The 24,848-nt window shown below is 72.1% G+C and carries 21 protein-coding genes; 14 read left to right on the top strand and 7 right to left on the bottom strand.

Annotation, left to right across the window (positions count from 1 at the left end; genetic code table 11):
• Positions 1-16: 16 nt before the first annotated feature.
• Both ACQEVI_RS12370 and ACQEVI_RS12365 read right to left on the bottom strand, forming a co-directional pair.
• Positions 17-745, bottom strand: a complete 729-nt coding sequence (locus tag ACQEVI_RS12370; RefSeq protein WP_432898897.1) for a copper resistance CopC family protein — start codon at positions 743-745, stop codon at positions 17-19.
• Positions 746-836: 91 nt separating this feature from the next.
• Positions 837-2,927: an NAD(+) synthase gene (locus ACQEVI_RS12365; protein ID WP_432898894.1), complete on the bottom strand. Its 2,091-nt coding sequence runs from the start codon at positions 2,925-2,927 to the stop codon at positions 837-839.
• 176 nt (positions 2,928-3,103) lie between these two features.
• Between ACQEVI_RS12365 and ACQEVI_RS12360 the strand changes: the two genes are divergently transcribed.
• The 6 genes from ACQEVI_RS12360 to ACQEVI_RS12335 all read left to right on the top strand — a co-directional run bounded on the left by ACQEVI_RS12360 (position 3,104) and on the right by ACQEVI_RS12335 (position 7,975).
• The gene (locus ACQEVI_RS12360) at positions 3,104-3,400 is read left to right on the top strand and encodes a DUF4287 domain-containing protein (RefSeq protein WP_432898892.1); all 297 of its coding nucleotides are present in this window, start codon (positions 3,104-3,106) and stop codon (positions 3,398-3,400) included.
• A gap of 72 nt (positions 3,401-3,472) precedes the next feature.
• Entirely contained in the window at positions 3,473-4,708 is a 1,236-nt protein-coding gene (locus ACQEVI_RS12355) for an amidohydrolase (protein ID WP_432898890.1), read from the top strand.
• Positions 4,709-4,783: 75 nt separating this feature from the next.
• A complete protein-coding gene (locus ACQEVI_RS12350) occupies positions 4,784-6,154 on the top strand; it encodes a sensor histidine kinase (RefSeq protein ID WP_432898887.1) in 1,371 nt (456 codons plus the stop codon).
• Positions 6,151-6,831, top strand: coding sequence for a response regulator (locus tag ACQEVI_RS12345; RefSeq protein ID WP_432898884.1), 681 nt, complete (start codon positions 6,151-6,153; stop codon positions 6,829-6,831). Before ACQEVI_RS12350 ends, ACQEVI_RS12345 begins: the two co-directional genes overlap by 4 nt.
• Positions 6,832-6,928: 97 nt before the next feature.
• The gene (locus tag ACQEVI_RS12340; protein ID WP_432898881.1) at positions 6,929-7,297 is read left to right on the top strand and encodes an SHOCT domain-containing protein; all 369 of its coding nucleotides are present in this window, start codon (positions 6,929-6,931) and stop codon (positions 7,295-7,297) included.
• Positions 7,298-7,507: 210 nt separating this feature from the next.
• Entirely contained in the window at positions 7,508-7,975 is a 468-nt protein-coding gene (locus ACQEVI_RS12335; protein ID WP_432898878.1) for a hypothetical protein, read from the top strand.
• A 73-nt stretch (positions 7,976-8,048) separates the two neighbouring features.
• Here ACQEVI_RS12335 and ACQEVI_RS12330 read toward each other — a convergent pair whose 3' ends face one another.
• Together ACQEVI_RS12330 and ACQEVI_RS12325 are read right to left on the bottom strand one after the other, a co-directional pair.
• Positions 8,049-10,148 (bottom strand): penicillin-binding transpeptidase domain-containing protein, encoded by a 2,100-nt coding sequence (locus tag ACQEVI_RS12330; protein ID WP_432898875.1) that lies wholly within the window; start codon positions 10,146-10,148, stop codon positions 8,049-8,051.
• 359 nt (positions 10,149-10,507) lie between these two features.
• Positions 10,508-11,125, bottom strand: a complete 618-nt coding sequence (locus ACQEVI_RS12325) for a hypothetical protein (RefSeq protein WP_432898872.1) — start codon at positions 11,123-11,125, stop codon at positions 10,508-10,510.
• Positions 11,126-11,531: 406 nt separating this feature from the next.
• Here ACQEVI_RS12325 and ACQEVI_RS12320 point away from each other — a divergent pair, with 406 nt between their 5' ends.
• The 7 genes from ACQEVI_RS12320 to crcB all read left to right on the top strand — a co-directional run bounded on the left by ACQEVI_RS12320 (position 11,532) and on the right by crcB (position 19,670).
• The gene (locus ACQEVI_RS12320) at positions 11,532-11,765 is read left to right on the top strand and encodes a hypothetical protein (protein WP_432898869.1); all 234 of its coding nucleotides are present in this window, start codon (positions 11,532-11,534) and stop codon (positions 11,763-11,765) included.
• Positions 11,766-11,830: 65 nt separating this feature from the next.
• On the top strand, positions 11,831-14,860 hold the full coding sequence (locus ACQEVI_RS12315) for a helix-turn-helix transcriptional regulator (RefSeq protein ID WP_432898866.1): 3,030 nt from the start codon (positions 11,831-11,833) through the stop codon (positions 14,858-14,860).
• 90 nt (positions 14,861-14,950) lie between these two features.
• Complete coding sequence (locus ACQEVI_RS12310) at positions 14,951-17,146, top strand: SpoIIE family protein phosphatase (RefSeq protein WP_432898863.1); 2,196 nt, start codon at positions 14,951-14,953, stop codon at positions 17,144-17,146.
• An 84-nt stretch (positions 17,147-17,230) separates the two neighbouring features.
• Entirely contained in the window at positions 17,231-18,253 is a 1,023-nt protein-coding gene (locus ACQEVI_RS12305; protein ID WP_432898860.1) for a sigma-70 family RNA polymerase sigma factor, read from the top strand.
• A gap of 24 nt (positions 18,254-18,277) precedes the next feature.
• Positions 18,278-18,739, top strand: a complete 462-nt coding sequence (locus ACQEVI_RS12300) for a universal stress protein (protein WP_357503592.1) — start codon at positions 18,278-18,280, stop codon at positions 18,737-18,739.
• A 50-nt stretch (positions 18,740-18,789) separates the two neighbouring features.
• Entirely contained in the window at positions 18,790-19,257 is a 468-nt protein-coding gene (locus ACQEVI_RS12295) for a fluoride efflux transporter FluC (protein WP_432898857.1), read from the top strand.
• Between the two features lie 5 nt (positions 19,258-19,262).
• Positions 19,263-19,670 carry a fluoride efflux transporter CrcB gene (gene crcB / locus ACQEVI_RS12290; protein WP_432898855.1) on the top strand — a complete coding sequence of 136 codons (408 nt, stop codon included), beginning with the start codon at positions 19,263-19,265 and terminating at the stop codon, positions 19,668-19,670.
• A gap of 54 nt (positions 19,671-19,724) precedes the next feature.
• Here crcB and ACQEVI_RS12285 read toward each other — a convergent pair whose 3' ends face one another.
• On the bottom strand, positions 19,725-20,123 hold the full coding sequence (locus ACQEVI_RS12285) for a hypothetical protein (protein WP_432898852.1): 399 nt from the start codon (positions 20,121-20,123) through the stop codon (positions 19,725-19,727).
• A gap of 138 nt (positions 20,124-20,261) precedes the next feature.
• Between ACQEVI_RS12285 and ACQEVI_RS12280 the strand changes: the two genes are divergently transcribed.
• Positions 20,262-21,194, top strand: coding sequence for a 5'-3' exonuclease (locus ACQEVI_RS12280; RefSeq protein WP_432898849.1), 933 nt, complete (start codon positions 20,262-20,264; stop codon positions 21,192-21,194).
• Between the two features lie 59 nt (positions 21,195-21,253).
• Here ACQEVI_RS12280 and ACQEVI_RS12275 read toward each other — a convergent pair whose 3' ends face one another.
• Both ACQEVI_RS12275 and ACQEVI_RS12270 read right to left on the bottom strand, forming a co-directional pair.
• Complete coding sequence (locus ACQEVI_RS12275) at positions 21,254-22,054, bottom strand: sirohydrochlorin chelatase (RefSeq protein ID WP_432898847.1); 801 nt, start codon at positions 22,052-22,054, stop codon at positions 21,254-21,256.
• Between the two features lie 49 nt (positions 22,055-22,103).
• Positions 22,104-24,830, bottom strand: coding sequence for a phosphoenolpyruvate carboxylase (locus tag ACQEVI_RS12270; RefSeq protein WP_432898844.1), 2,727 nt, complete (start codon positions 24,828-24,830; stop codon positions 22,104-22,106).
• Positions 24,831-24,848: the final 18 nt, after the last annotated feature.

The raw sequence follows: 24,848 nt of genomic DNA, 5'->3' as shown, positions 1-24,848 counted from the left end.
TTCTGGCAGCCCGCCGTCAGATGCGGGGCTTGCCGTCCGGGTTCGTGTTCGGCTTCTCGCCGTCCGGACCCTCGGGGTCGTGCTCGTGAGCCTGCCGCAGGCGGTCGTTCTCGAGAATCTTGCGGCGCATCATCACCACGACGCCCAGCACGACCAGCACCGCGGCGACGATCCCGCCGGTGACGGCCAGCCCGCTCGCCCCGGCCCCGTTCCCGGCGCCGGCCAGCTCCGACGGCGCCGTCGGCTGCGTGGCGTCGGTGGGCTCGGCCTCCTGCGTGGACGGCTCGGCCTCTTCGGTGGTCTCGTCGCTCGGTGTCGTCGTGGGTTCGGCCGCGGCCTCGACCTCGTAGCTGAACTCGCCGTCGATCGGGTGGCCGTCGGAGGAGACGACGTGCCAGGCGACGTCGTACCGGCCGGCGGGCAGGTCGTCGGCGAGCTGCGCGGTCACGACCTTGTCGTCGACCTGGATGTCCTGACCCTGCTCGGTGACGCCGTCCGGACCGGCCAGGACGACCTCGATGCCCGTGTCGAGCGGCGCCGAGCTGAAGGTGAGCGAGATGCTCGCCGGGTGCTCGTCGAGCGCCGCGCCGTCCTTCGGGTCGGACGACAGGAGCTGGTCGTGAGCGCTCGCCGGACCGGCCACCAGCAGGAGTGCCGCGAAGGTGAGCACGGCCGCGAAGACGGTGATCACGCGGACGAGGCGACGGCTACCGGGCCGGGCCAGGGCAGCGGAGACAGCAGGCATACGAGGCACCCTACCCGCCGCCGTCGTGAGCGCGGCCGTCGCGGCGGGCTGTCCGTCATCGGCGTAAAAGTCGTGCGCTCACCAGGGCCGCTCAGCCTTCCGGGACGTTCCTCTCCAGCTCCGCCAGCCAGGCCGCCGGCGTCGCGTCCGAGGGCATCCGCCAGTCGCCGCGGGGCGACATGGTGCCACCCGGCGACACCTTCGGGCCGTTCGGCAGGGCCGACCGCTTGAACTGCGAGGCGAAGAACCTGCGCACGAACACATCGAGCCAGCGCCGGATCGTCGCGAGGTCGTAGGCGGTGCGCTGCGCGGCGGGGAAGCCGGGCGGCCAGTCGCCGTCGTCCACCGCGTGCCAGGCGTGCCACGCCAGGAACGCGATCTTCGACGGGCGGAAGCCGTAGCGCAGCACGTGGAACAGCGTGAAGTCCTGCAGGGCGTACGGGCCGACCGTCGCCTCGGTGGACTGCGGCGTCTCGCCCTCCTCGGTGGGGATCAGCTCAGGAGTGATCTCCTGCTCCAGGATCTCCGTCAGGACGGCGTTGACCGGGCTGCTCGCGTCCGCCGCGAACTGGCCGCTGTCGACGGTCCAGCGGATGAGGTGCTGGATCAGCGTCTTCGGCACGCCCGCGTTCACGCCGTAGTGCGACATCTGGTCGCCCACGCCGTACGTGCACCAGCCGAGCGCCAGCTCGGAGAGGTCGCCCGTGCCGAGCACTATGCCGCCGCGGTGGTTCGCGAGCCGGAACAGGTAGTCGTAACGCAAGCCCGCCTGGACGTTCTCGAAGGTGACGTCGTACTGCTTGACGCCGTCCGAGTACGGGTGGTCCAGGTCCCGCAGCATCTGCTCGGCGGCGGGCCGGATGTCGAGCTCCTGGAAGGTGACACCCAGGGACTCGGCGAGCCTGATGGCCCGGTCCTTGGTCTCCTTGCCCGTGGCGAAGCCCGGCATCGTGAACGCATGGATGTCGGTACGGGGCCTGCCGAGCCGGTCCATGGCCTTGGCCGCGACGATCAGCGCGTGCGTGGAGTCGAGCCCGCCGCTGACGCCGATCACGATCTTCGGCTGCCCGATGGCGCGCAGGCGCTGCTCGAGCCCGGTGACCTGGATGTTGTAGGCCTCGTAGCAGTCCTGGGCGAGACGTTCGGCGTCGTCGGGCACGAACGGGAAGCGGTCCACCTTGCGGCGCAGGCCGATGTCGCCCTGCGGCGGCTGGACGCTGAACGCGATCTCCCGGAACCCTCCGTCGTCGCCGGTCGAGCCGCCCCCGTTGGTCGAGCCTGGCGAGACCATCCCCAGCCCACGCCGGTTGTCGTCGAACGTGCCCTGCCGGAGCCGTTCCTGGCGCAGCCGGTCCAGGTCGACGTCGACCACGGTGGCACGGGCGCCGTCGGGGAACCGTTCCGTCTCGCCGAGCAGGTCCCCTGCCTCGTAGACCATCGTCTGGCCGTCCCACGACAGGTCGGTGCTGGACTCGCCCTGGCCGGCGGCCGTGTAGACGTAGGCGGCGCTGCAGCGGTAGCTCCCGCTGCGGACGACCAGCCGGCGATCCTCGGCGCGCGCCACGGTGACAGGGCTCGCCGACAGGTTCAGCAGCACCGTCGCACCCGCGAGCGCCGCCAGTGCGCTCGGTGGCACGGGCACCCACATGTCCTCGCAGACCTCGACGTGGACGGCGAGGCCGCGCACGTCGTCGGCCCGGAAGATCAGGTCGGCGCCGATCGGCACCTCCTCGCCGAGCAGGGTGAGGGTGCCGCGGTGCTCGTCGCCGGACGCGAACTGCCGCTTCTCGTAGAACTCGCGGTAGTTCGGCAGGTAGGACTTGGGCGCGACGCCGAGGATCCGGCCCCTGTGCACGACGACGGCGGTGTTCAGCAGGCGGCTGCCGACCAGCAGCGGCGCGCCGACGACGAGCATCGTGCCGAGCTCGAGACTGGCCTGCCGGATGGCGGCGAGCGCGTCGAGCACGGACTCGAGGAGAACGTCCTGCATGAGCAGGTCGTCGATCGCGTAGCCGCTCAGGCAGAGCTCGGGGAACACTGCTACGGCTACGCCGTCGTCGTCGAGCTGCCGCGCCTGGTCCAGGACCATCGCGGCGTTCGCGGCGGGGTCGGCGACGGCGACCGGGATGGTGCAGGCCGCCACCCGGGCGAACCCGTGGGCATAGGCGTTGTAGAAGTCCACGGTGTCGAGTCTATGGATGAGAGGTCCCGATCGAGCGAGAACGGGGTTGTGTTCAGGACGATGCCCTCGACGAACACAACCCCGTTCTCACCGATTAGTCCTACCGGCCAGCGTCGTCTGTCCTGTCAGATCGCGGTGCCGACCGGTGCCGCATGCCGAACGAAGGGACCTACCCGATGTCATTCCAGGCCTACCTCGACGCCGTCGAGACCAAGACCGGGCACACGCCCCGTGAGCTCATCAAGCTCGCCGAGGAGCGCGGGTTCGACGCGTCCACCAAGGCGACCCCGATCCTCGAGTGGCTCAAGGAGGACTACGGCCTGGGCCGCGGGCACGGCATGGCCATCGTCCACGTCATCACCAAGGGGCCGCGGATCAGCACGAAGCACGTGGGCACCTCGGGCTCGCACAGCGACGAGTCCGACACGCTCTGGCTCGACGGGAAGGCAACCAACCCGGCGACCTCGGGCTGAAGCCCGCCGGAACAGGCGCCCACCGCCACGGACGTGTCCGGACACGTCGTTACTCCGGGTAATGATGTACCCATGACAACTCGTTCCAGCATCGCCATCGTCAACGCCCGCGTCGTCCCCGTCGCCTCCGCGGTCATCGAGAACGGCACGGTCCTCATCACCGACGGCGTCATCACCGCCGTCGGACAGGATGTGGCAGTACCCGAGGGCACCCGGACGATCGACGCCCAGGGCAGGTGGCTCCTGCCGGGGTTCGTCGAGGGGCACGGCCACCTCGGCGTCCACGAGGAGGGTGAGGGCTGGGCCGGCAACGACACGAACGAGATGACCGGCCCCGACGGGTCCGCGTTCCGCGCGCTCGACGCGATCCAGGTGGACGAGGAGGGCTTCCGCGATGCCCTCGCCGGCGGCGTGACGACGGCCGTCATCAAGCCGGGTTCGGGCAACCCGATCGGCGGGCAGACCGTCGCGATCAAGACGTGGGGCGGCCGCACCGTGGACGAGCAGGTCATCAGCGACTCGGTGTCGGTCAAGAGCGCGCTCGGCGAGAACCCGAAGCGGGTCTACGGCGACAAGAAGCAGCTCCCGTCGACCCGCCTGGGCGTCGCCAACGTGATCCGTGCGGCGTTCGTCGACGCCCAGAACTACGCGGCGAAGCGGGACGCCGCGGCCGAGGAGGGCAAGCCGTTCGAGCGGGACCTGGGCAAGGAGACACTGGCGCGCGTCCTGGCGGGCGAGCTCGCCTGGGACCAGCACACGCACCGCGCCGACGACATCGCAACGGCCATCCGGCTCTCGGAGGAGTTCGGCTACCGGCTCGTCATCAACCACGGCACCGAGGGCCACCTGATCGCCGATGTCCTCGCCGAGAAGGACATCCCCGTCATCTACGGCCCGATGTTCGTCTCCCGGTCCAAGGTCGAGGTGCGGCAGCGCGCGAACCGCAACATCGCGGTGATGGCGGCGGCCGGTGTGCGCGTAGCGATCACCACCGACCACCCGGTGATCCCGATCAACTTCCTGGTGCACCAGGCGTCGTTCGCGGCCCGCGACGGACTGCCGCGCGAGACCGCCCTGGCGGCGATCACGACCAACCCGGCGTCGTTCCTCGGCCTGGACGACCGGGTGGGCGCCATCAAGGAGGGGCTCGACGGCGACGTCGTGCTGTGGTCGGGCGATCCGCTCGACACCGACTCCCGCGCCGAGCACGTCTTCATCACCGGCACCGAGGTCTACAGCTGGGACCCGGCCGCCGACGGCGGGCGCGGGGCCGGCCGCGTGGTCGAGCGCTCCGCCCGCTTCGCCTGACCCGGCACCGGGGTACGACACGCACCGGTACCCCGGTCGGACGCGGCGCGGCCCGCCCGGGCGTAGCGTGCGAGCATGCTGGGCACCACCCGTCCCACGAGCGACCTCCTCCCGGACCCGCACACCCCCGGACCGTTCGACCGCGCACGACCACGCGTGTTCGTCGCGGTCGCCGTGGCGTTCGCTTCCAACCTGGGTTCGCTCGGCGCCGCGCGCGGCCAGACCTGGGCGTCGGAACCCGGCCTCGTCGGGTTCCTCCTGCTGCTGGTCGCGCCGGCGGCGCTGCTGTTCCTGCTGCCCCGGCGCCCCGCCCTTGCCGCTGTGCTGTCCGTCGCGGCGACCGTCACGTTCCTGCTGCTCGGCTACCCATGGGGTCCTGTCTTCCTCGGGCCGGTCGCCGTGCTCGCGGGCATCATGCTCAGCGGCGACGTGCGCCGGGCCCGCTTGATCGCGTGGTCCGGCGCCGCCCTGCTCGCCGGGGGCGTGAGCGCCGTCGCCGCGCTCATCGCACCGCGCGTCGAACAGGCCCTGATCGACGAGCCGCGACCTCCGCGCAGCGAGTGGGGCCCCGGTCACGGTCCGGGCTGGAACGCCGCCGACGGCGGCTGGTTGCTCAGCCCGGGGTCGCTCGTCGCGGCAGCCGCGTGGCTGGCGGTCGTGCTGCTCATCGCGAGCGCCGCGCGCGACCGGATCACGCGACGGGTGGCGGCGCGGGCCGCGGCCCGGGCCACCGCCGCGGAGCGGGAGCGCACCGCCGTCGCCTCGGAGCGGCTCCGGATCGCGCGGGAGCTGCACGACGTCCTCGCCCACTCCCTGTCGGCCATCAACGTCCAGGCCGGAGTCGGCCTGCACCTGCTCGAGAAGAATCCCGGGCAGGCCAGGGAGGCGCTGTCCAACATCCGTGAGACCAGCAAGGACGCCCTCGCAGAGGTCCGCACGGTGCTCGGCATAGTCCGTGAGGGCGCCTCTCCGCCCGCCCAGGGCGCGCTGCACGACGACGCCGTCCCGCTCACCCCCACCTGGGACCTCACCGGGCTGCACGCCCTGGCGGACCAGGCCAGGGCCGAGGGTCTCGACGTCACCGTCGAGCTCGCCGCCGACGTGAGCGGCCTGCCCGACCACGTCGTCGGCGTCGTGCACCGCGTGGTGCAGGAGTCCCTGACCAACGTGCGCAGGCACGCGCCCTCGGCCCGCCGGGTGACCCTGCGCGTGGCCAGACACGACGGCGTCGAGGTGGTGGTGGCCGACGACGGCGTCCCCACGGGCGAGTCGGTCGAGCCCGGCTACGGGCTCCTGGGGATGCGCGAACGGGTGGAGGGCGCAGGCGGGACACTCACCGCCGGACCCCGTGGGGACGGCGCCGGGTGGGAGGTCCGTGCGAGGCTCCCGGTACCCCAGGGCGCACCCCCGCCATCAGGCAGACCCGAGACCGGAGAAACCGCATGATCGACGTCCTGCTCGCCGACGACCAGGCACTCGTGCGCGGCGGGTTCCGCGCGCTCATCGACTCCGAGGACGACATGCGCGTCGTCGCGCAGGCGGCCACCGGCGACGCCGCAGTGTCGCTCACCCTCGAGCACCTGCCCCAGGTGGTCCTCATGGACATCCGGATGCCGGGCCTGGACGGGCTGGAGGCGACGCGGCGGATCATCGCCGAGCCGCGGGCGGCCGGAGTGCACGTGGTGGTCGTGACGACGTTCGAGCTCGACGAGTACGTCACGGAAGCCATCCGCGCCGGCGCCTCGGGCTTCCTCGTCAAGGACACCGAGCCGGCCGAGCTGGTGCGGGCGGTGCGCGTGGCGGCGTCGGGCAACGCGCTCCTGTCCCCGACGGTGACGCGGCGGCTGCTGGCCAAGGTCGCGGAGGCGACGCGCAACGTCCGGCCGGTGCCCGCGCTCGCGGAGCTCACGCCGCGTGAGCGCGAGGTGCTCGTCGAGGTGGCCGGCGGGCTCGCGAACGACGAGATCGCCGGGAAGCTGTACCTCTCCGAGTCGACCGTGAAGACGCATGTCTCCCGGGTGCTCATGAAGACCCGTTCGCGTGACCGCGCGCAGCTCGTGGTGCTCGCGTACGAGGCGGGCCTCGTGCGACCCGGGTGGAGCGGCCCGGCACCACAGGGGTAGCCGGGCAGGTACGCGGGGCTGACGACCCCGGCGGCGGACGGCGGCAGCCTGGTGCTGTGGCCGGAACGACCGGCCGAACCGAATGCTGGAGGTCGACATGCTCACCGCGACGACGGAGGTCCTCGCCAACGGGCCGCACGACGGCTGGGGCGGACCCGGCCCGTTCTTCTTCATCTTCCCGCTGCTCTGGTTCCTGCTGTTCGCAACGGTGGTCTTCCTGATCGCCCGGCGCGCCCGGCGCGGCCCGCGCGGCGGCTGGGGCGGTCCGTGGGCGGCGCACGCCGCGGCCGGGGCCGACCCGGTGACGCTGCTGGGGACCCGCTTCGCCCGCGGCGAGATCGACGAGGCCGAGTACCGTTCCCGGCTCACCGTGCTCCGCTCGGCGGAGCCGTACCCGACGGCTCCCGACGTGCCGCCCGCGGCCCCCACGCCGCAGGACCAGCCGCCGGCCGACGACAACCGCTGACGAACCGCCCCGCCCGATCCTCGGCGCCCAGGTCACTCCGGTGACCTGGGCGTCGAGTGCGTGTCCGGCCGTTCCGCGCGGCGCCGGGTGCCGGAGCACCGCTCGTCACGACGGCAACGATTGGCCTTCTGTTGCGGCGGTGCCGCTAGACTCGCGGGCGAGTGCGACCGAACGCACTTTTCTGACCCGATGACGTGAGGGAAGTAGATCGTGAGCACCAGCAAGAACTGGGCGACGGCCGCACTGGTCTCCTGTGCACTCCTGCTGTCCGGATGCGCGGCCCTCGAGAGCATGGCCAGCGACTTCGCGCCCTCCGGCGAAGAGGTCACGCCGGTCGTGCCGTCGCCCGTCGCCAAGGCCCCGATCAGCACCGGCGAGTACGACCTCGTCGAGTCGTGCAGGGTGTTCTTCACCGGGCCGATCGTGGACAACGTCCGGCAGCTCAGGGACGCCGTCCAGGCGCCGCTCACCGAGGAGCGCACTGGCGCCTTCAGCAGCGTCAGCAGGAACATCGGTGACATCATCAGCAAGGCGGACGAGGTCAGCATCGCCCACCTCGAGGCGGTCCGCGCGCCGTTCGACCAGGCGCTCGACGGCTCCATCGCCCGCCCCAAGGCCGTCGACACGGCTGTCAAGAACTACGAGACCGCATGCAAGGAAGGCGGCTTCAAGGGCTGACCCGAGCGGCCTGAACTGGCCCCGGTGGTCGAGCTCGTCGGTCTCGACGAGCTCGACCACCGGGGCGCGCGGGTCAGCTGCCCGTGAGGAACTTGTGCATCACCGGGCCGGCCGTCGTCGAGCCGAGCTCACCCTCCTCGATGAACACGACGGCGGCCAGGTCGTCCGTGATGGCGAGCATCCAGACGTGGGCCTTGCTGCCGTCACCGAACTGAGCCGTTCCCGTCTTCGCACCGACGATCCCTGGCACGTCCTGCAGCGCCGTGCCGGAGCCTTCCTCCACCACGCCGCCCATCAGGCCGCGCAGGGTGGCCGCCTCCTCCGTGGTCAGATCGCCGGCCGGCTCCTTCTCGGCGGCCTGCTCGCCGGACGGCTCCACCAGCCACGGCGACACGGTGTGGCCCGCGGAGACGCTCGCCGCGACGGTCGCCATCGCGAGCGGCGTGCCCAGCACCTTGCCCTGGCCGATCATCGACGCCGCGTGCTCCGTGGCCGCTGCCTCAGCCGGGACGTCGCCCATCGCGGCCCCGGCACCGAAGGCCTTGGCCTCGACGCCCAGGCCGAGCGCCGCCGCGGCGTCGTGCAGCTGCTGCTGCGAGATCTTCTGGTGCTGCGAGATGAAGGCCGTGTTGCACGAGTTGGCGAACACCGTCCGGAACGGCACTGCGTCACCCATCGCGGACGCGGGGTAACCGGGGACGTTCTGGAAGGTGCGGCCCTCGACGTTGATGCTCTCCGTGCAGGGCAGCGGGCTGTCCGGCGTGATCCCCGAACGGAGCATCGCGAGGGACGTCGCGATCTTGAACGTGGACCCCGGCGGGTACTGGCCCAGCGTGGCCGTGCTGTACCCCTCGGAGCCGGGGCCCGACGCCGCCGCGAGCACCTCGCCGGTCGAGGGCTTGATCGCGACGATGGCGCTCGCCAGGTCGTCGAGGTCGGCCAGCGCCGCCTCGGCCCGGAGCTGCGTGGCGGGGTCGAGCGAGATCGTCACCGGCTCGCCGTCCTTCTTGTCGATGGTGAAGGCCTCGCGGCCCTCGCCACCCTCGGTGGGCTCGATGGTCACCGCCAGGCCCGGCACGCCGCGGAGCTGCTCGTCGTGTGCGGCCTGCAGACCGGACAGGCCGACCATGTCGCCGGGCTTGATGGTGCCCTTCGACTCCTCGACGATCTCCGCGGTGGCCTCCCCGACCGAACCGAGGAGGGGCCGCGCGAAGTCACGATCCCGGGCGAGTGCCAGCTCGTCGGGGATCCCGACCACGCCGTTGATCGCCATGGCGGCGTCGAAGTCGTACTCCGAGTCGTTGTCGCGGATCGTGATGACCTCGACGAACGCCTTGTCCCCTGCGGCGGCGACCTGCGCGGCGATGTCGTCGGTGGTCGCCTGGTCGAACTCCAGCACGCTCCCGAGCTGCTCGGCGGCGGTGTCCCAGCCCGGACGGGTCTTGTCGATGCCCACGCGGTGCACGGGCGTCATGCCGACGATCGTCTCTCCGGTCGTCGAGACGATCTCGCCCCGCGCCGGTTCGGTGCGGTCGACGGCGAGCCGCTCGCCCGGCTCCAGGCCCGGCACGAGCACACCGGTGCTCCAGCCCGCCTCCCACTGCCCGGCCTCGCCGTCGGTCGCGCCGGGGTAGGTAAGCTGCGCGTCGGTCTCGTACTCCCAGGCCTGCTCGGTCGCGACGGGCCACGACCAGGCGAGCGTCGCGGTGGCGGTGGCGGTGCCGTCGTCGCCCTCCTCGATCGGCGTGACGCTCTTGACCCGCACCGTCCCGGCGTCCTCGCCGACGGCGGCCAGGAGCTGCTCGAACACCTGGGCGTACTGCTCGTCCGGCGACGCCGACGTCTCCATGGCGAGCGGGACGCCTGCCGGCTTGCCCTCCTGGAGCGCTGCCGCGAGCTGTTCGGCGGCCGGCTCCGGGTCGGGGATCGGCGGCTCACGGAACAGGAACCACAGGCCGACCCCTACCGCCAGGAGCAGGACGACGACGGCGCCGATGATCAGTGCCCGCCGGCGCTTGCGGTCGGGAGCCGGTGCGGTGGGCGGCGGGCCGCCGGGCGGCGGTATCTGTGCGTAGCCGCCCGGAGGGGGCGGAACCTCTGCATACCCACCTGGCGGAGGCGGGACCGGCGCATGACCGTCCGCAGGCAGGTGGGGTGAAGAATATCCGCTCATGCCCAGGAGCCTAAGGGCCAGGTCATGATCCGCACGTGTTATCTCTTGGGAGGAATCGGGCGGGCTTGGGTGAAGGAAATGGGCGGGGCCGCCGAACCCCCTGGACCTGCGGCCCCGCCCGTCGACGTCACGCGTCCGGCAACCGGCAAGAGTCACGAGGGCGCGTGGCGAGCTCGACTGGTAGGGAGGCACGGACTCGGGACTTGTGACCGTGGCGACGGAGTTCACCGGCTGTCGCGGCCCGGTCGGCGCTCTCGGCCAGGAAGGCCCGCAGTCCCGGGTCGAGGGCCGGGGCGACCCCCTGGTGCACCCCGGCCCGTTCCCCCTTGTCCAGCCCGACGGGTCAGGCAGCCGACGGATCAGGCGGTCGGTGCCGACTTCACCACCGGGCCCCATGCCAGCGGGTCGAGCGTGCGGGCGTCGTCGTCCGCGTTCCCGGCCCAGCGGCGCGCGTCGGCGATCGTGGCCTCGAGCAGGTTGCGCAGCCGCGCGTCGACGTCGGGCACGAAGGCCTCCGAGATGCCCTGCACCGCGGTGGAGACCACGCTCGGTGCGGCGTCGCGCACGAACCGCTTGGGCCGCACGCTGGTGCCTGCGCAGAACCGCTCGGCCCAGGCCGCCGTCTTCGGTACGGCCGCCAGCGCGTCCTTGCTCTCCGGCGCCAGGGTGCCGGAGGGCCGGTCGTCGAGGACGTCGAGCATGCGCTCGGAGCCGAGGATCGCGACGGCCAGCGTCTGCTGCCGGTCGGCAGGCGACACAGGCAGCGCCGTCTGCGCGGCGCGCAGCGCGATGCGCACGTCCCAGCGTGGGTCGGTGCTGGTCAGGCCGATGACCGACGGGATGAGCGGCGCGAGCTGCGGGCGCGCGTGATCCGCGGTCAGGTCGTTCACCGCACGGGCGAGCATCGCGATCAGCGGATGCGTGCAGGCGGGGTGGTCGCTCCACTTCTCGCCTGCGAGGAAGGATGCGAGCTCCATGAAGCACGCGCCCTTCTTTGGGTTGCGGTGCTTTCCTCGGCCGAGCATGGGCAAGATGTCGTACGTTCCAGCTTCGGTTCCGGTCACGATTCCACCCCCGAATTGGGTTCGCTGCTTGTTCCAGTGTGCGTCTGGTGTGACGTAGATCGCAATAGCGACCCTGTGAACAGCCTGAATCTCGTCCGCCGCGAGGTACCGAAGGCTTCGCGCGCCGCACCTCAGAGGTACCTCAGTCCCACCTCAGGGGTACCTCAGTGGCATCTCTGAGGCACCTCAGCCGACCGGCTGAGGTACCCGGCTCGCCAGGACTGCCCGACCGTCCGATCCGCGGGGTCCGGCCTCAGGACGAGTGTCTTCCTCATCAGCCGGACGGGCACACGGCCCGCCGGGGACATCCGGAGGAATCATGTCGCTGTGGGGACCCGCCGTCGAGGCGGAGATCGAGTACCGGCAGGCAGAGGTCAGGAAGGCCTGGGGCCGCCAGGGGACGAGCGGCGCGGACCGCGCCGACCGGGCTGAGCGCCGGTCGGAGCGCCGGTCGGAGCGCCGGGTGCGGGCCGACCGTGCCGAGCAGATCAGGGAGGGCATCGCGGGCATGCGCCCGGCGGCGACCACCGCCCGTCACGGCCTGTTCGCGTGATCACGGTGGGAGCCGGGACGCAGGAGACCGGGGGGAGTGTCGGTGAGCGGTGGCACGATGTGCAGGTGCGACGCTCCACGACGATCCCCCTGGTCTCCCGGCAGGAGCAGGTTGCCTCCCTCCTGCTGGCGGTGGGGCGCGCCTCGGCGGGCCGTCCCGGCTTCGTGCTCGCGGGCGGTGACGCCGGTGTCGGCAAGACACGCCTGATCAGCCACGTCGCTCAGGCGGCGGAGCAGGCAGGGGCGAGCGCCGTGGTGGTCCACTGCGTGGACCTGGGCCAGGTGGGCATCCCGTACCTGCCGTTCACCGAGGCGCTGACCCAGCTGCAGGCCGGTGCCGCGGGCCCCGAGGCGGCGGCACGGGTCACCGAGCTGGTGGCCGAGCGGCCGGCGTTGTGGCGCCTCCTGGAGCCCGGCGGGACGGGCGACGCCGACCACGACGAGCGGCTTCAGCTCTTCGAGGGCATCGGGCGCAGCCTCGCCCTCTCCGGCGTGCCCGAGCGTCCGCTCGTGCTGGTGATCGAGGACGCGCACTGGGCCGACGCGTCGACGCGCGACGTGCTGCGGTTCCTCGCGGCCCGCGCCCGCTCCGAGAACGTGCTGATAGTGGTGACCTACCGGACCGACGACGTCGACAGGCGCCATCCACTGCGCCCGCTGCTCGCCGAGCTGTCCCGGCTGGAGCACGTCGAGCGGATGGACCTGCAGCCCTTCAACGAGAAGGAGCTGCGCGAGTTCACCACTGCCCTGGTCGGCCGGCCGCTTGCGCCCGCGGGTTTCGCCGAGGTGCTGGAGCGGTCGGAGGGCAACGCCTTCTTCGCGGAAGAGCTCCTGGACGCCGGGCCGGACTCGGCAAGCCTGCCCTGGACTCTCACCGAGGTACTGCGCACCCGGCTCGAACGGCTGGACCCCGAGGTGCAGCAGGTGCTGCGCATCGCGTCGGTCGCCGGACGCCGCGTGCGGGAGGATCTGCTCCGGGCCGCCGCCGCGCGCTGGGGCGCGCCGGACATCGACGCCGCGCTGCGCGAGGCCGTGACCCAGCAGGTCCTCGTGGTGTGCGACGCGTGCCTCGAGTTCCGGCACGCGCTGCTGGCCGAGGCCCTGTACGCCGACCTGCTCCCGGGCGAACGCTCGGCGGTGCACCGCGCCTACCTCGCGGTGATCGAGCAGGACGGGCCGGACGGCATGCCGATCGGCAGCGCGGCCGAACGCGCCCACCACGCCTTCGAGGGGCACGACCTGCCCGCGGCCCTGAGCGCGTCGCGGGACGCCGCCCTGCGCGCCCGCCGGCTGCTCGCACCGGAGGAAGAGCTGAAGCACTGGGAGCAGGTGCTGGCGCTGTGGGAGTCGGTCCCCGACGCCGCGGAACGGATCGGCGAGGACCGGGTCTCCGTCGCCCTGTCGGCGGGCGAGGCGGCCGCGCGAGCAGGCGACCCGATGCGCGCGGTCAAGCTGACCAGGCGCGCGGCCGACGGCGTCGACGACCCCGTGCGGCGGGCCGGCCTCCAGCACGTGCTCGTGCACCGCAACCTCGACCTGCCCACCTGGGACGAGACACCCGGCCAGGTCGAAGCGGCGATCGCGGACCTGCGGGCCGCCCTGAAGATCCTGCCGGAGCGCAGCCCGGAGCGGATCTGGACCAACGCCCTGCTCGCTCGGATCGCGATGATCGTCGACCAGGACGACGACGCCCGCGTGCACGCCGCCTGCGCCATCGAGGAGGCGCGCGACACGGGCCAGCCCGGCGCGCTCGCCGCCGCACTCTCCACGCTCGCCGTGCTCGACGTCGCCGATCCCGACCGGGCGGCGGCGCTCCTCGACGAGGCGCGCTCGGCGGCCGTCGAGGCAGGGGACGTGCTCACCGAGATGCGCACCCTCTACAACGCCACGGCCAACCGTTTCTACGCGGGTGAGCTGGACACCGCGGAGCAGCGGGTGCAGCACGCGCTCGCCCGGGCCGAGGAGCTCGGCCTCTCCTGGAGCACGCCCACCGTCAACCTGCGCATCCTGCAGGAGGTCATGCTCTACTTCCGCGGCGACCTGACGGCGCGCGCCGACGGCGGCGTCCCCACCACGTCCAGGCACATCATGGACGCGAGCCGGATGTACGCGGCAGTGGCGCGGGGCGACGACGACGTGCTCGCGCGCGGCGAGGCCCTGCTGGACCACTGGCAGAACGACGGCCAGATCGCCCTGCTCGGTGGTGGCAGCATGGTCGACGCCCTGACGTGGGCAGGCCGGTACGACGACGCGGCGGCCCTGGCCGTACGGATCACCGACCACCTCGGCGAGGTGTGGACGGAGGTGTTCCTCGGCCGGATCTGGCTGTCCGCGCTGGCGATCGCCGCCCTGGCCGACGCGGCCGAGGCCGACCGTTCGGCGGGGCGCGTCGGCGCTCCGGGATCTGCCGCCGCGACGGCCGTGGAGTCCCGTGCTGCCGCTCGCATCGAGAGCGGTGACTCGCTCCTCGCCATCGCACGGGAGACCGCGCAGCGCGGCCGTCCCCGCGGCGGTGTGCTCGGTCCTGAGGGCAGGGCCTGGCTGCAGCGGGCGACCGCGGAGAACGCCCGCCTGCACGCCGTGGTGGGGCACGGCCAGGGACCGGCGGGGGACGAGAGCGACGGAGCGGCGTCGGACAGGCTGTGGCGGGAGGCCGCCGAGGCGTGGCAGGAGACGGTGAACGCCTTCGACTTCGGTTACCGCTACGAGGTGGCACGGTCGCGCTACCGCTGGGCCGAGGCACTGCTGGGGACCGGCGAACGAGAGGCCGCCGAGGTGGAGGCGGCCGAGGCGCTCTCGGAGGCGGAGGCCATGGGCGCCAAGCCCTTGGCCGAGGCAGTCCGCGCACTGGCCAGGCGGGCGCGGCTCGACCTGCCGGGGGTACGTCGGGCCACCGCGTCGACCCTGACGGACCGCGAGGAAGAGGTGCTCGGCCTCGTCGCGCAGGGCCTCTCGAACCGGCAGATCGGCGAACGGCTCTTCATCTCCACCAAGACGGTGAGCGTGCACGTGTCCAACCTGCTCGCCAAGCTCGGCGCCTCGGGACGGGCGGAAGCGGTGAGCCTCGCGCACCAGCGCGGCCTGCTCGAAGTATGACCCGAAAGCGGCAGGCTACCTGCCCGGCGCAAAAGGGACACATCCGGTACATCTGTCGCGCACGCGCCCTTCTCTCGCAATACTGAGCAGATGCCGACGGACCTCCAGGCGTTGCGAGACCTTGAGCACGTCGGTCTCGGTGCTCCCACTGCTGATGAGGCCTTTGACCGATTTGCTCGCCTGGTCCGCCGCCACCTGAAGGTGCCGGCCGCCGTCGTGTACTTCGTGGTTCCCCAGGGGCAGGTACTGGCGGGTTCCTCAGGGATGCCGGAACCCATGCAGTCGAACCGCATGCTGCAGTACCCCGGGACGCTCACGAACGTGATCGCCACGCGCGGCGAGCCGGTCGTCTCGTCGGACGCCCGCCTCGACCCGCTCCTGCGCGACAACTACCTCGTCCGCGAGATGGGCCTGGTCGCCGTCGCCGGCTACCCCGTGTTCGACCTGCGGGGCCGCGCCGTCGGTGCCCTGTGCGCGGTGGTGGACGAGCCGCGCGAGTGGTCGGAGGACGACCGCGCCTCCCTCGCCGATCTCGCCGCGGCCTGCACCGCCGAGCTGCGGCTGCGGGCCGAGCGGGAGCGCGCCCGCCGGATCCAGCAGACGGCGGTCCGCGCCAACCGCCGCAGCCGGTTCCTGCTCTCGCTGAGCGAGGCGTTCGCGAACGCCAACACCATGGACCAGGTCGAAGAGGTGATCGTCGAGGTCAGTACCGCCGGTATCGGCGCGCGGTACTGCGCGTTCGCCCTGATGGACGCCGACGGGCGGGGGATCACCTATCGCTCGCTCGTCCACGCCGAGCCGCAGTTCCCGCAGCGGCTGCGGCAGGCGAAGCTGGACGACCAGCGACCGCTGGCCGAGGCCGCCCGCACGGGCCGTCCGCTGTTCTTCCGGTCGGGCGACGATCTCTTCTCGGCCTTCCCGGACCTCAAGGACCTCTGCGACCCGGACATCGGCGCCCGGGCTTTCCTCCCGGTGGTGACGGCCGGTGCCGTCGTCGCCGTCATCGGGCTGGCGTGGGACCGCGACCGCGGGCCGGACAAGGACTCGTACGCCCTCCAGACCGGTCTCGCGCACTACACGGGTCACGCCCTCGAGCGCGCACGGCTCCTGGAGGAACGCCGCGAGTCCGCGAAGACACTGCAGCGGGCGATGCTCAGCCGGCTGCCCGAGGTGCCGCACCTCGACATGGCGGCCACCTACTCCCCCGCCACCCGTTCCGACCAGATAGGCGGCGACTGGTACGACGCCGTAGCGGTGGACGACGACGCGACCATGTTCATGATCGGCGACGTGACCGGCCACGACATGCGCGCCGCGGCGAAGATGGGTCAGCTCAGGTCCCTGCTGCGCGCGTTCGCGTGGAGCCACGACGAGTCGCCGTCGGCCCTGCTGTCCCTGCTCGACAAGGCCAACTCCGGCCTCGGGCTGCTCGCCAGCGGGACCGCGGTGGTCGCCCGCCTGGAGCGGGCCGGCGCGGCCTATCAGCTCACGTGGTCGACCGCCGGCCACCCGCCGCCCCTCGTGCTCAGGGCGGACGGGACGGTGGAGCGCCTCGCGGTGCTGCCGGACATGATGCTCGGCGTACGGCCGACGGCGAAACGCACCGACCACGTCACGACGCTGCACCCCGGCGACACGCTCCTGCTCTACACGGACGGCCTCGCCGAGCAGCGCGGCACCACGCCGGACCAGTGGCTGAACCGCCTGCAGAAGACGCTCGGTGTGCTGGGCGACACGGCCACCGCCGCGCTCCCCGTGACCCTCGTGCGCCGCCTCGCCTCGGACGACCAGCGGGACGACGTCGCGGTGCTCGCGGTCCGTGTGCGGGCGGCGGCCCCGTCCGGCCCGCCGTCGCTGGGGCGGCCCGCCACCGCGGAGCGCAAGCTCGCCCCCTCGCTGAGCGACGTCGGCCCGGCCCGCATCTGGGTCGACGACGTGCTGGAGAGCTGCGCCGTACCGATGGCGCTGCGCAGGACGGTGATGCTGCTGACGTCCGAGGTGCTGACCAACGCCGTCGACCACGGGCAGGCGCCGTTCACCGCCACCGTGGAGGTGGACATGGAGCGCCTGCGGGTCGGGGTGCGGGACTCGTCGACCGCGCAGCCCGAGCTGCGCGACCCGACCGTCACCGAGTTCGGCGGCCGCGGCGTGCAGTTCCTGGAGCGGCTCGCGTCCCGCTGGGGCGTGGACCGGCACGGTGAGCCGGCCGACAGGCAGCATCGGGCCGGCCGGCGGGAGAGCCGGCGGACCGGCAAGACCGTCTGGTTCGAGCTCGACCTGCGCTGACGCCGGGGGTGAACTTGGGCCGGCGGCTTCGGCCAGGATCGAATCCACGGGAGCGTGTCAGTGGTGCCGCGTACCGTGTGATCCATGGCACAGACAGCGTCACATCCTAGGCAAAGCACCGGTGAGGACCTGGCTGCGGACGAGCTCTCCGCACAGCTGGAGGTCTACCGCCGCGAGCTCACCGGGTACTGCTATCGGCTGCTGGGCGGCGCGTTCGACGCCGACGACGCGGTGCAGGAGACCCTCCTGCGCGCGTGGCGGTCCTACGAGCGGTTCGAGGGGCGGTCCTCGCTGCGCACCTGGTTGTACCGGATCGCCACGAACGTCTGCTTCGACCAGCTGGGTTCGAGCCGGGCCAAGCGCGAGCGACCCATGGGCCTCGGTGCTGCGGCCGACCCGGTCGAGGAGAGCCTCGCGAACGTACTGCCCGAGTACGCATGGGTCGAACCCGTCCCGACGGAGCACGTGCTCCCCGGCGCGGGTGACCCCGCGGACACGGCCGTCGCGCGTGAGTCGGTGCGCCTGGCGTTCGTCGCCGCGCTGCAGCACCTGCCGGCCAAGCAGCGCGCGGTACTCATCCTGCGCGAGGTGCTGCGCTGGCCGGCGACCGAGGTCGCCACCCTGCTCGACACGTCGGTGGCGTCCGTGAACAGCGCGCTGCAACGGGCGCGTGCGACGCTCGCCGACAAGGCACCGGACAGGTCGGGTACCTCGGAGGCTTCCGCACCGCCGTCGGCGGGCGAGTCCGAGCTGCTGGAGCGGTACGTGGCGGCGTTCGAGCGGTACGACATGCAGGCGCTGGCCAACCTGCTGCGCGAGGACGCGGTCATGAACATGCCGCCGTACGCGATGTGGCTGGAGGGCATCGAGAACATCCAGGCGTGGATGCTCGGCCCGGGCAGCGGGTGCGAGGGCTCCCGCTGCGTCCCGATCCACGTCAACGGCACCCCGGGGTTCGCCCAGTACCGGCAGGATCCGAAGGGCGGCTACTTCCCGTGGGGCATCGTGGTGCTGGAGAACGACGGCTCGCACATCACCGGCATCACCACTTTTCTCGACACGGAGAAGTGGTTCTCCCGATTCGGCCTGCCGAGCCACCTCGAATAGGCATTTGGCCATACCCTCACGAGGGTGACTGTGCGATCCGTGGTGGTCGGTGTTGACCACAAGAATCCGGACCTGGCTCGGCGGGCAGCGTCGCTCGTCCAGTCCCTGGGTGGAAGCCTGATCGAGCTCGTGTGCGTGTGGGTCGACGAGACAGCCGTCTCGGACTCCCGGGGATTCACCGTCTCGGTGGATCCGGACATCGCCGTGTCCTCGGACGCGTACGGGGCCGACGTCCTGGCGGGCCTGAACAGGGCGATGGCCGACGTCGGCCTGCCGTGGAGCGCCCTGCGCGGCGCCGGCGATCCTGCCGCTGAGCTGGGGCGGGTCGCCGACCAGGTGGAGGCCGCGATGATCGTCGTCGGTGCTCGGCGCTCCGGCCTGCGCGGTTGGACCACCAACATCGTGGGCGGGACGGTCGCCGGCCGGCTGATCCACAACCAGCCGCGACCAGTGGTGGTTCTTCCGGGGGCGGCGCCGACCTCGTGAGCGATAGGTTCTTCCACGACCTGTCGAGCACTCACGAAGGAGCACACCGGGTGACCCGAGCGCCGCACCGCGACTGGCGGTACGTCGGTCTCGTCGCGCTCGGCGGAGCCGCGGGCTCGGTTGCCCGGCACCTGCTGACCTTCTGGTCGGGGATCCTCCTGACGCCACTGACCATCCTCTTCCCGAGTGCGGCCGAGACGATCCTCTTCTTCCCGATCGGGACGCTCGTGGTCAACGTGCTCGGCGCACTCGCCCTGGGATACCTCCTGGAGGCCCTCGCCCGCCGTGGCCGCGAGACCGTGCGACGCCGCAAGATGCGCATCGGGATCGGCACCGGCGTGCTGGGCGGGTTCACGACGTACTCGGCGCTGGCGCTGCAGACGCAGCAGCTGCTCGGCGACGGGCTCGGCTGGCTCGCGCTGCTCTACGTGGTGCTCACTCTCGCGGGCGGGACCGCTGCCTGCCTCGGCGGGATCGCGCTGGCCGCACGCGCCGACCGACGACGAGAGCGCAGGTGACATAGATGCTCGTGCTGCTCGTGGTGGCCGTCGGCGGGGGCTTGGGCGCCGCCGCCCGGTTCATGATCGACGGCGAGATCCGCGCCCGCCACAGCGGCGGGTTCCCGTGGGGGACGTTCGTCGTGAACGTGACCGGCTCGTTCCTCATCGGTCTGTTCGCGATGGTGTTCTTCACGCTTGTCGATCTCGGGGTGCCCGGCAGCACCGCTCACCTGGTGCAGCTCGGCCTCGTCACCGGCCTGTGCGGCGGGTACACGACGTTTTCCACAAGCACTGTGGAGTCCGTGCGACTGGCCCGGTCCGGCCGGGTGCAGCTCGCGCTGGCGAACTCGCTGGGCACGCTGACGGTCACCGTCACGGCGGCCGCGCTGGGCATGTGGCTGGGTACGGTGGTGAGCGGACCGTACGGCTGACCCGGACCCGCGACGCCGCTCAGATCGTCGTCGGCGGTGCGCCCGTGGGGAGGCCTACACCGGCACCTCGTCGGGGTTCAGCGCGCCGAGGAAGAGCCCGGCCAGCAACGTCCACTCCATGAGCGGTCGGTCGCCGACGAAGCGCGCCGCTTCCTCAGGTGTCCGGTTCACCAGCGCGATGTCGACGACGAACGAGCCGTCACGCTCTCGCCAGACGACCGCGGCGTTCGTCCGCCGGTTCGAACCGCTGATCCCGGCCCGGAGCTCGTTCTCCGGCTTCTGCACTCGCTCGATCAACGGGTAGTCGCTGCTGTGTGCCCAGCTCGACCACGCGTGGTTCAGCGCACGCTCGAGGTCCGCCTTCACGGAGGTGACTCGCGTCTCGCCGATAGCTGCCATACCAAGGCCGAGGCCCTCGATGACCTCGGTCACTTGCTGTTCTTTGCTTGCCATGTTAAGACACTACGGCCACACCGGGCCGGAACCACCCTTCGGCCGCTATTTCACCCAAATTGTTCCCGTACTGCGCCCTACGGGGCCCACAGCGCGCTCAACGTACGTGTGTCGGTGTGCCGTGGCAGGCTTCGCTGCATGAGCCTGATGCTCCTCGACACCGCCTCGCTGTACTTCCGCGCATTCTTCGGCGTCCCCGACTCGCTGCGGGCACCGAGCGGCGCGCCCGTGAACGCCGTCCGCGGCCTGCTGGACACGATCGCGTGGCTCGCCACGACGCACGGCCCCGAACGCATGGTCGCGTGCTGGGACGACGACTGGCGCCCCGCGTTCCGCGTGGAGGCCATCCCGAGCTACAAGGCGCACCGCGTGGCGCAGGAGGTGCCCGGCACCACCGGCGTCGAGGAGGTGCCCGAGATACTGCTCGCCCAGGTCCCGATCATCGTGGAGGTGCTCGCCGCGCTCGGCATCGCGCGCGTCGGTGTGCCCGGCTACGAGGCCGACGACGTCATCGGCACCCTGACCACTCGCGCCGTCGAGCAGAACACCGGCCCCGTCGACATCGTCACCGGCGACCGCGATCTGTTCCAGCTGGTCGACGATGCCGCGGGGGTGCGCGTGCTGTACCCGGCGCGCGGCATCCGTGACCCAGACGTGGTGAACGAGAAACGGCTGGCCGAGCGGTACGGCGTCGCGTCCGGGCAGGCCTATGCGGACATGGCGACGCTCCGGGGCGACCCGAGCGACGGCCTGCCCGGTGTGCCGGGGGTCGGCGAGAAGACGGCGGCCAAGCTGCTCGCCCAGTACGGCGACCTGGCCGGGATCATCGCGGCCCGTGACGCCGGCGACAAGGGCCTGACCACCACGCAGCGCCGCCGCCTGCAGGAGGCCGACGCCTACCTCCAGGTCGCGCCCGTCGTCGTCCAGGTCGCACGGGACGCGCCGCTGCCCGATTTCGATCCGGCGGTGCCCAAGGCGCCCGCCGACCCCGACGCGCTGGCGGCGCTGACCGCCACGTGGGGTCTGCAGTCCAGCGTGGGGCGGGTGCGGACGGCGTTCGGCTGGGCGTGAGCCCCCTACCGTGTCAGACGTACAGGTCACTCAGGTGATCTGTACGTCTGACAGCTGGGTCAGGAGCTGACGGCGGCGTCGTAGCGGTCCAGCACCACCTGGACCAGGCGGGGGTCAGCCTTCTCGGCTCGGGCCGGACCGGCGACCGGGTCGGTCACGACATCGGCGCCCGCCTCCAGCACGCGGTCCAGGAAGTACCCGGGCGCGAGCAGGTAGGACACGACGATCACCCGCGGGGCAGGCGTACCTGCGGCGCCGGAGGTCCCGGAGGCCCCAGGCGTCGCGGCCGCCGCGGCCCGGGCAGCGGCGACCGCGGCGGGCACGCGTGGCTCCGCCCCCGCTCCGTACGACGGCGTGACGGGCCGCCCGAGTCGCTGGGCCAACGCGCTCGTGACCTCCTCGACGGCAGTGGCGGCCGCGGCCACCGAGGATCCGGCGGCCGCGAGCACCACCGCGTCGCCCGGCCGGAAGGAGCCGTGCGCCGCCTCGGCGGCGGCGTACCGGTCGGCGAGGATGTCGACGAGCAGCGGATGCGGCCCGAGCGGCTCGGCGGCGACGGCGGCGGCACCGCCGTCGGGGGACGCCGCACCGGAGGCGTTGACAGCCGCGACGGCCTGCGCGATGTCGTGCCGCACGTGATACCCCGTGGACAGCAGCAACGGCACGACCACGGCGGAGCCCGCGTCCCGCACAGCGCCCGCCAGCACGTCGTCGACCTCCGGCTGCTGCACGTCCACGAACGCCTCGCGCACGTCGAGCTCGGGCCGCGCCGCTCGGACGCCGTCGAGCAGGGCGCGTACCGCCGCCTGTCCCGCAGGATCGTCGGTCCCGTGGGACGTCCCGACCAGTACCGCACTCATCATCTCTCCCATCGGTCCACCGGCTCCTGCCACCTCGACGTCGGTCAGCTCACCCCGTGTTCTGCAGGCCGGCGGAGACACCGTTCACGGTGAGCAGCAGCAGGTGCTGCAGCCGGCCGGCGTAGTCGCCGTCGACCGCGGAACCGCCGTCGGACCCGGTACGCAGGCCACGCAGCGCGCGGACCTGCAGCAACGAGAGGGCGTCGACGTACGGCGACCGCAGCTGCACGGCACGGCCGAGCACCCGCTTGGAGGCCAGCGGCCACTCGTTGCCGCTGATCTTCAGCACCCACTCGCGTGTGAGGCGGAGCTCGTCGAGCACCATCGCGGCGAGGTCGTCGCGCGAACCCAGCGCGAGATACTGCGCGGCGATCCGCTCGTCGGTCTTGGCGAGCGACATCTCGACGTTGTCGAGCATGGTCGCGAACAGCGGCCACTCGGCACGCGCGGCCTTCAGCAGCTCGACGTCGCCGACCGCGGCGAGCGCGGTACCCAGGCCGTACCAGCCGGCCAGGTTGATGCGGGCCTGCGACCAGGAGAAGACCCAGGGGATCGCACGCAGGTCGTCGAGCGAGTTGACGGAGAGGCCGCGCTTGGCGGGACGCGAACCGATCGGCAGCAGCCCCACCTCCTCGAGCGGCGTGACCTGCGCGAACCACTTCGGGAACCCGTCGGCCTTCACGAGCTCGTGGAACCGCTCGCGGGAGGTCGCGTCGAGCGCCTTGGCGAGCGGGGCGAACTTCGCGGCGGCGCTCTCGTTGATGACCTCTACCGACGGTGCGGACGCCAGCAGCGTCGCCGCCGCCACCTGCTCGATGTGCCGGGACGCGATGACGGGGTCGCCGTACCGGGCGAGGATGACCTCGCCCTGCTCGGTCAGCTTGAACCGGCCGTCCACCGAGTGCGGCGGCTGGGCCAGCACCGCCCGGTTGGCGGGACCGCCACCGCGGCCGAGCGCGCCACCCCGGCCGTGGAACAGCGTGAGCTTGAGGTCGTTGTTGCGGGCCCACTCGGCGATCCGCGACTGGGCGTCGTGCAGCGCAAGCGTCGCCGCCACGGGACCGACGTCCTTGGACGAGTCCGAATAGCCGAGCATGACCTCGACGCGCCGGCCGTTCTCGGTCAGCCGCTTCTGCACCGCGGGCAGCGTCAGCATCGAGTCCAGGATGGGCACCGAGTTCTGCAGGTCCGCGAAGGTCTCGAACAACGGGATCGCGTCGATCACGGGCCCGGCCTCGGGGTCGTCCGCGAAGGCGTACGCGGCCAGCTCGTAGACGGCGGCGAGGTGCTCCGGCGCCTGCGTGAACGACACGATGTAGCGACGCGCGGCACGCTCGCCGAACCGGCGCTGGATGGCACCGAGCGCGCGATAGGTGTCGAGCACCTCGCGGGTCTTGTCGTTCAGTGCACCGTTGATCCCCAGCTCACGGATCTCGGCGAGCGCCGCTGCGTGCACCTGCGAGTGCTGCCGCACCTCGAGCTCCGCCAGGTGGAACCCGAAGGTCTGCACCTGCCAGACCAGGCGCTGCAGGTCCCCGTACGCGGCGCGGGCCGCGCCGGCCGCCACCAGCGAGTCCTGCACGACCATCAGGTCCGCCTCGAACTGCTCCGCGTTCGCGTACGCGAGGTCGGCGTTGCGGGTCCGGGTCGCGGAGATCCGCTCCGCGAGCGCCAGCATCACCGCACGGTGGGGCTCGTTCGGCGACGCTTCCTGGGCCCGCCGGGCGACGTCCTCGGACATCTGGCGGATCCGCTGCCAGAGCGCGTTGAGGTCCGACGAGGGGGTGGTGCCCTCGGCGTCGAGCGTCAGCTTGCGTCCGGTCTCCACGGCCAGCCGCTCCAGCGCCGCCAGCGCGTGGTCCGCGGCGAGGGCCGCGGCCTGCCGGGTGATCTCCGCGGTGACGTTGGGGTTGCCGTCGCGGTCGCCGCCGATCCAGGTCCCGAGCTTCACGAACGGCTTCGCGACAGGGGTGGCGCGACCGGCCTCGTCGGCCAGGAGCCAGTCGTCGAGCCGCCGGTACACGTCGCCGAAGACGTCCGCGAGGACGGCGTCGAACACGCCCATCACGGTCTTGACCTCGTCGATCACGGAGGGCTTGCTGGTCCGCACGGGTGCGGTGCGCCACATGGTGTCGATCTCGCCGAGCATGCGCCGCTCGTTCTCAGCGAGCGTCACGCCGCCGGGGCGGCGGGTGTCCCGCTCTGCCAGGAGGTCCGCGAGGCGGCGGATGGTGCCGCTGATCGCCCGACGGCGCGCCTCGGTCGGGTGCGCCGTCAGCACCGGCCGGAACTCGAGCTCGCCGAGCCTGCGCAGCGCCTCGTCCCGACCGACCTCCTCGGTGAGCCTGGCGAACGCCGCGGGGATGGTGTCCTCGAGGACCGCCGGACCCGTGGTCGTCTCGGCCTCGCGGGAGCGCAGCACGCGGACGCGGTGGTACTCCTCGGCGAGGTTCGCGAGGTGGAAGTAGCAGGTGAACGCGCGAGCCACCTGTTCGGCGCGCTCGACCGAGAACGACGCGACCAGGTCCGCCGCCTCGTCCAGCGCGTGCGGCGACGGGTCGCCGTAGGCGCGGATGGTCAGCTCGCGGAGACGTTCGACGTCGTCCAGCAGATCCTGACCCCCGTCCTCGCGGAGGATCCTGCCGAGAAGTCCGCCGAGGAGACGTACATCCTCGCGCAGCGGGTCGGGTACCTCGTGCCGGGCGTTGCCGCGAACGGTCTGAGTTGATTCACTCACGGGTGAGAGCCTAGGACCAGATTGCCATTGCCCGTTCATCGTGTCCGATTGTTGGTC

The organism is Promicromonospora sp. CA-289599 (assembly GCF_050936155.1).
Taxonomy (GTDB): Bacteria; Actinomycetota; Actinomycetes; order Actinomycetales; family Cellulomonadaceae; genus Promicromonospora.
The sequence above is the reverse complement of the archived record's forward strand: the minus strand, read 5'-3'. Positions and strand labels throughout refer to the sequence as shown.

Coding starts and splice junctions, on each gene's coding strand:
- ACQEVI_RS12355 (WP_432898890.1), top strand. CDS start 3,473: ATGACAACTCGTTCCAGCATCGCCATCGTCAACGCCCGCGTCGTCCCC.
- ACQEVI_RS12320 (WP_432898869.1), top strand. CDS start 11,532: ATGTCGCTGTGGGGACCCGCCGTCGAGGCGGAGATCGAGTACCGGCAG.
- ACQEVI_RS12285 (WP_432898852.1), bottom strand. CDS start 20,123: ATGGCAAGCAAAGAACAGCAAGTGACCGAGGTCATCGAGGGCCTCGGC.
- ACQEVI_RS12275 (WP_432898847.1), bottom strand. CDS start 22,054: ATGAGTGCGGTACTGGTCGGGACGTCCCACGGGACCGACGATCCTGCG.
- ACQEVI_RS12310 (WP_432898863.1), top strand. CDS start 14,951: ATGCCGACGGACCTCCAGGCGTTGCGAGACCTTGAGCACGTCGGTCTC.
- ACQEVI_RS12340 (WP_432898881.1), top strand. CDS start 6,929: ATGCTCACCGCGACGACGGAGGTCCTCGCCAACGGGCCGCACGACGGC.
- ACQEVI_RS12270 (WP_432898844.1), bottom strand. CDS start 24,830: ATGAACGGGCAATGGCAATCTGGTCCTAGGCTCTCACCCGTGAGTGAA.
- crcB (WP_432898855.1), top strand. CDS start 19,263: ATGCTCGTGCTGCTCGTGGTGGCCGTCGGCGGGGGCTTGGGCGCCGCC.
- ACQEVI_RS12345 (WP_432898884.1), top strand. CDS start 6,151: ATGATCGACGTCCTGCTCGCCGACGACCAGGCACTCGTGCGCGGCGGG.
- ACQEVI_RS12370 (WP_432898897.1), bottom strand. CDS start 745: ATGCCTGCTGTCTCCGCTGCCCTGGCCCGGCCCGGTAGCCGTCGCCTC.
- ACQEVI_RS12325 (WP_432898872.1), bottom strand. CDS start 11,125: ATGGAGCTCGCATCCTTCCTCGCAGGCGAGAAGTGGAGCGACCACCCC.
- ACQEVI_RS12360 (WP_432898892.1), top strand. CDS start 3,104: ATGTCATTCCAGGCCTACCTCGACGCCGTCGAGACCAAGACCGGGCAC.
- ACQEVI_RS12305 (WP_432898860.1), top strand. CDS start 17,231: ATGGCACAGACAGCGTCACATCCTAGGCAAAGCACCGGTGAGGACCTG.
- ACQEVI_RS12350 (WP_432898887.1), top strand. CDS start 4,784: ATGCTGGGCACCACCCGTCCCACGAGCGACCTCCTCCCGGACCCGCAC.
- ACQEVI_RS12280 (WP_432898849.1), top strand. CDS start 20,262: ATGAGCCTGATGCTCCTCGACACCGCCTCGCTGTACTTCCGCGCATTC.
- ACQEVI_RS12330 (WP_432898875.1), bottom strand. CDS start 10,148: ATGAGCGGATATTCTTCACCCCACCTGCCTGCGGACGGTCATGCGCCG.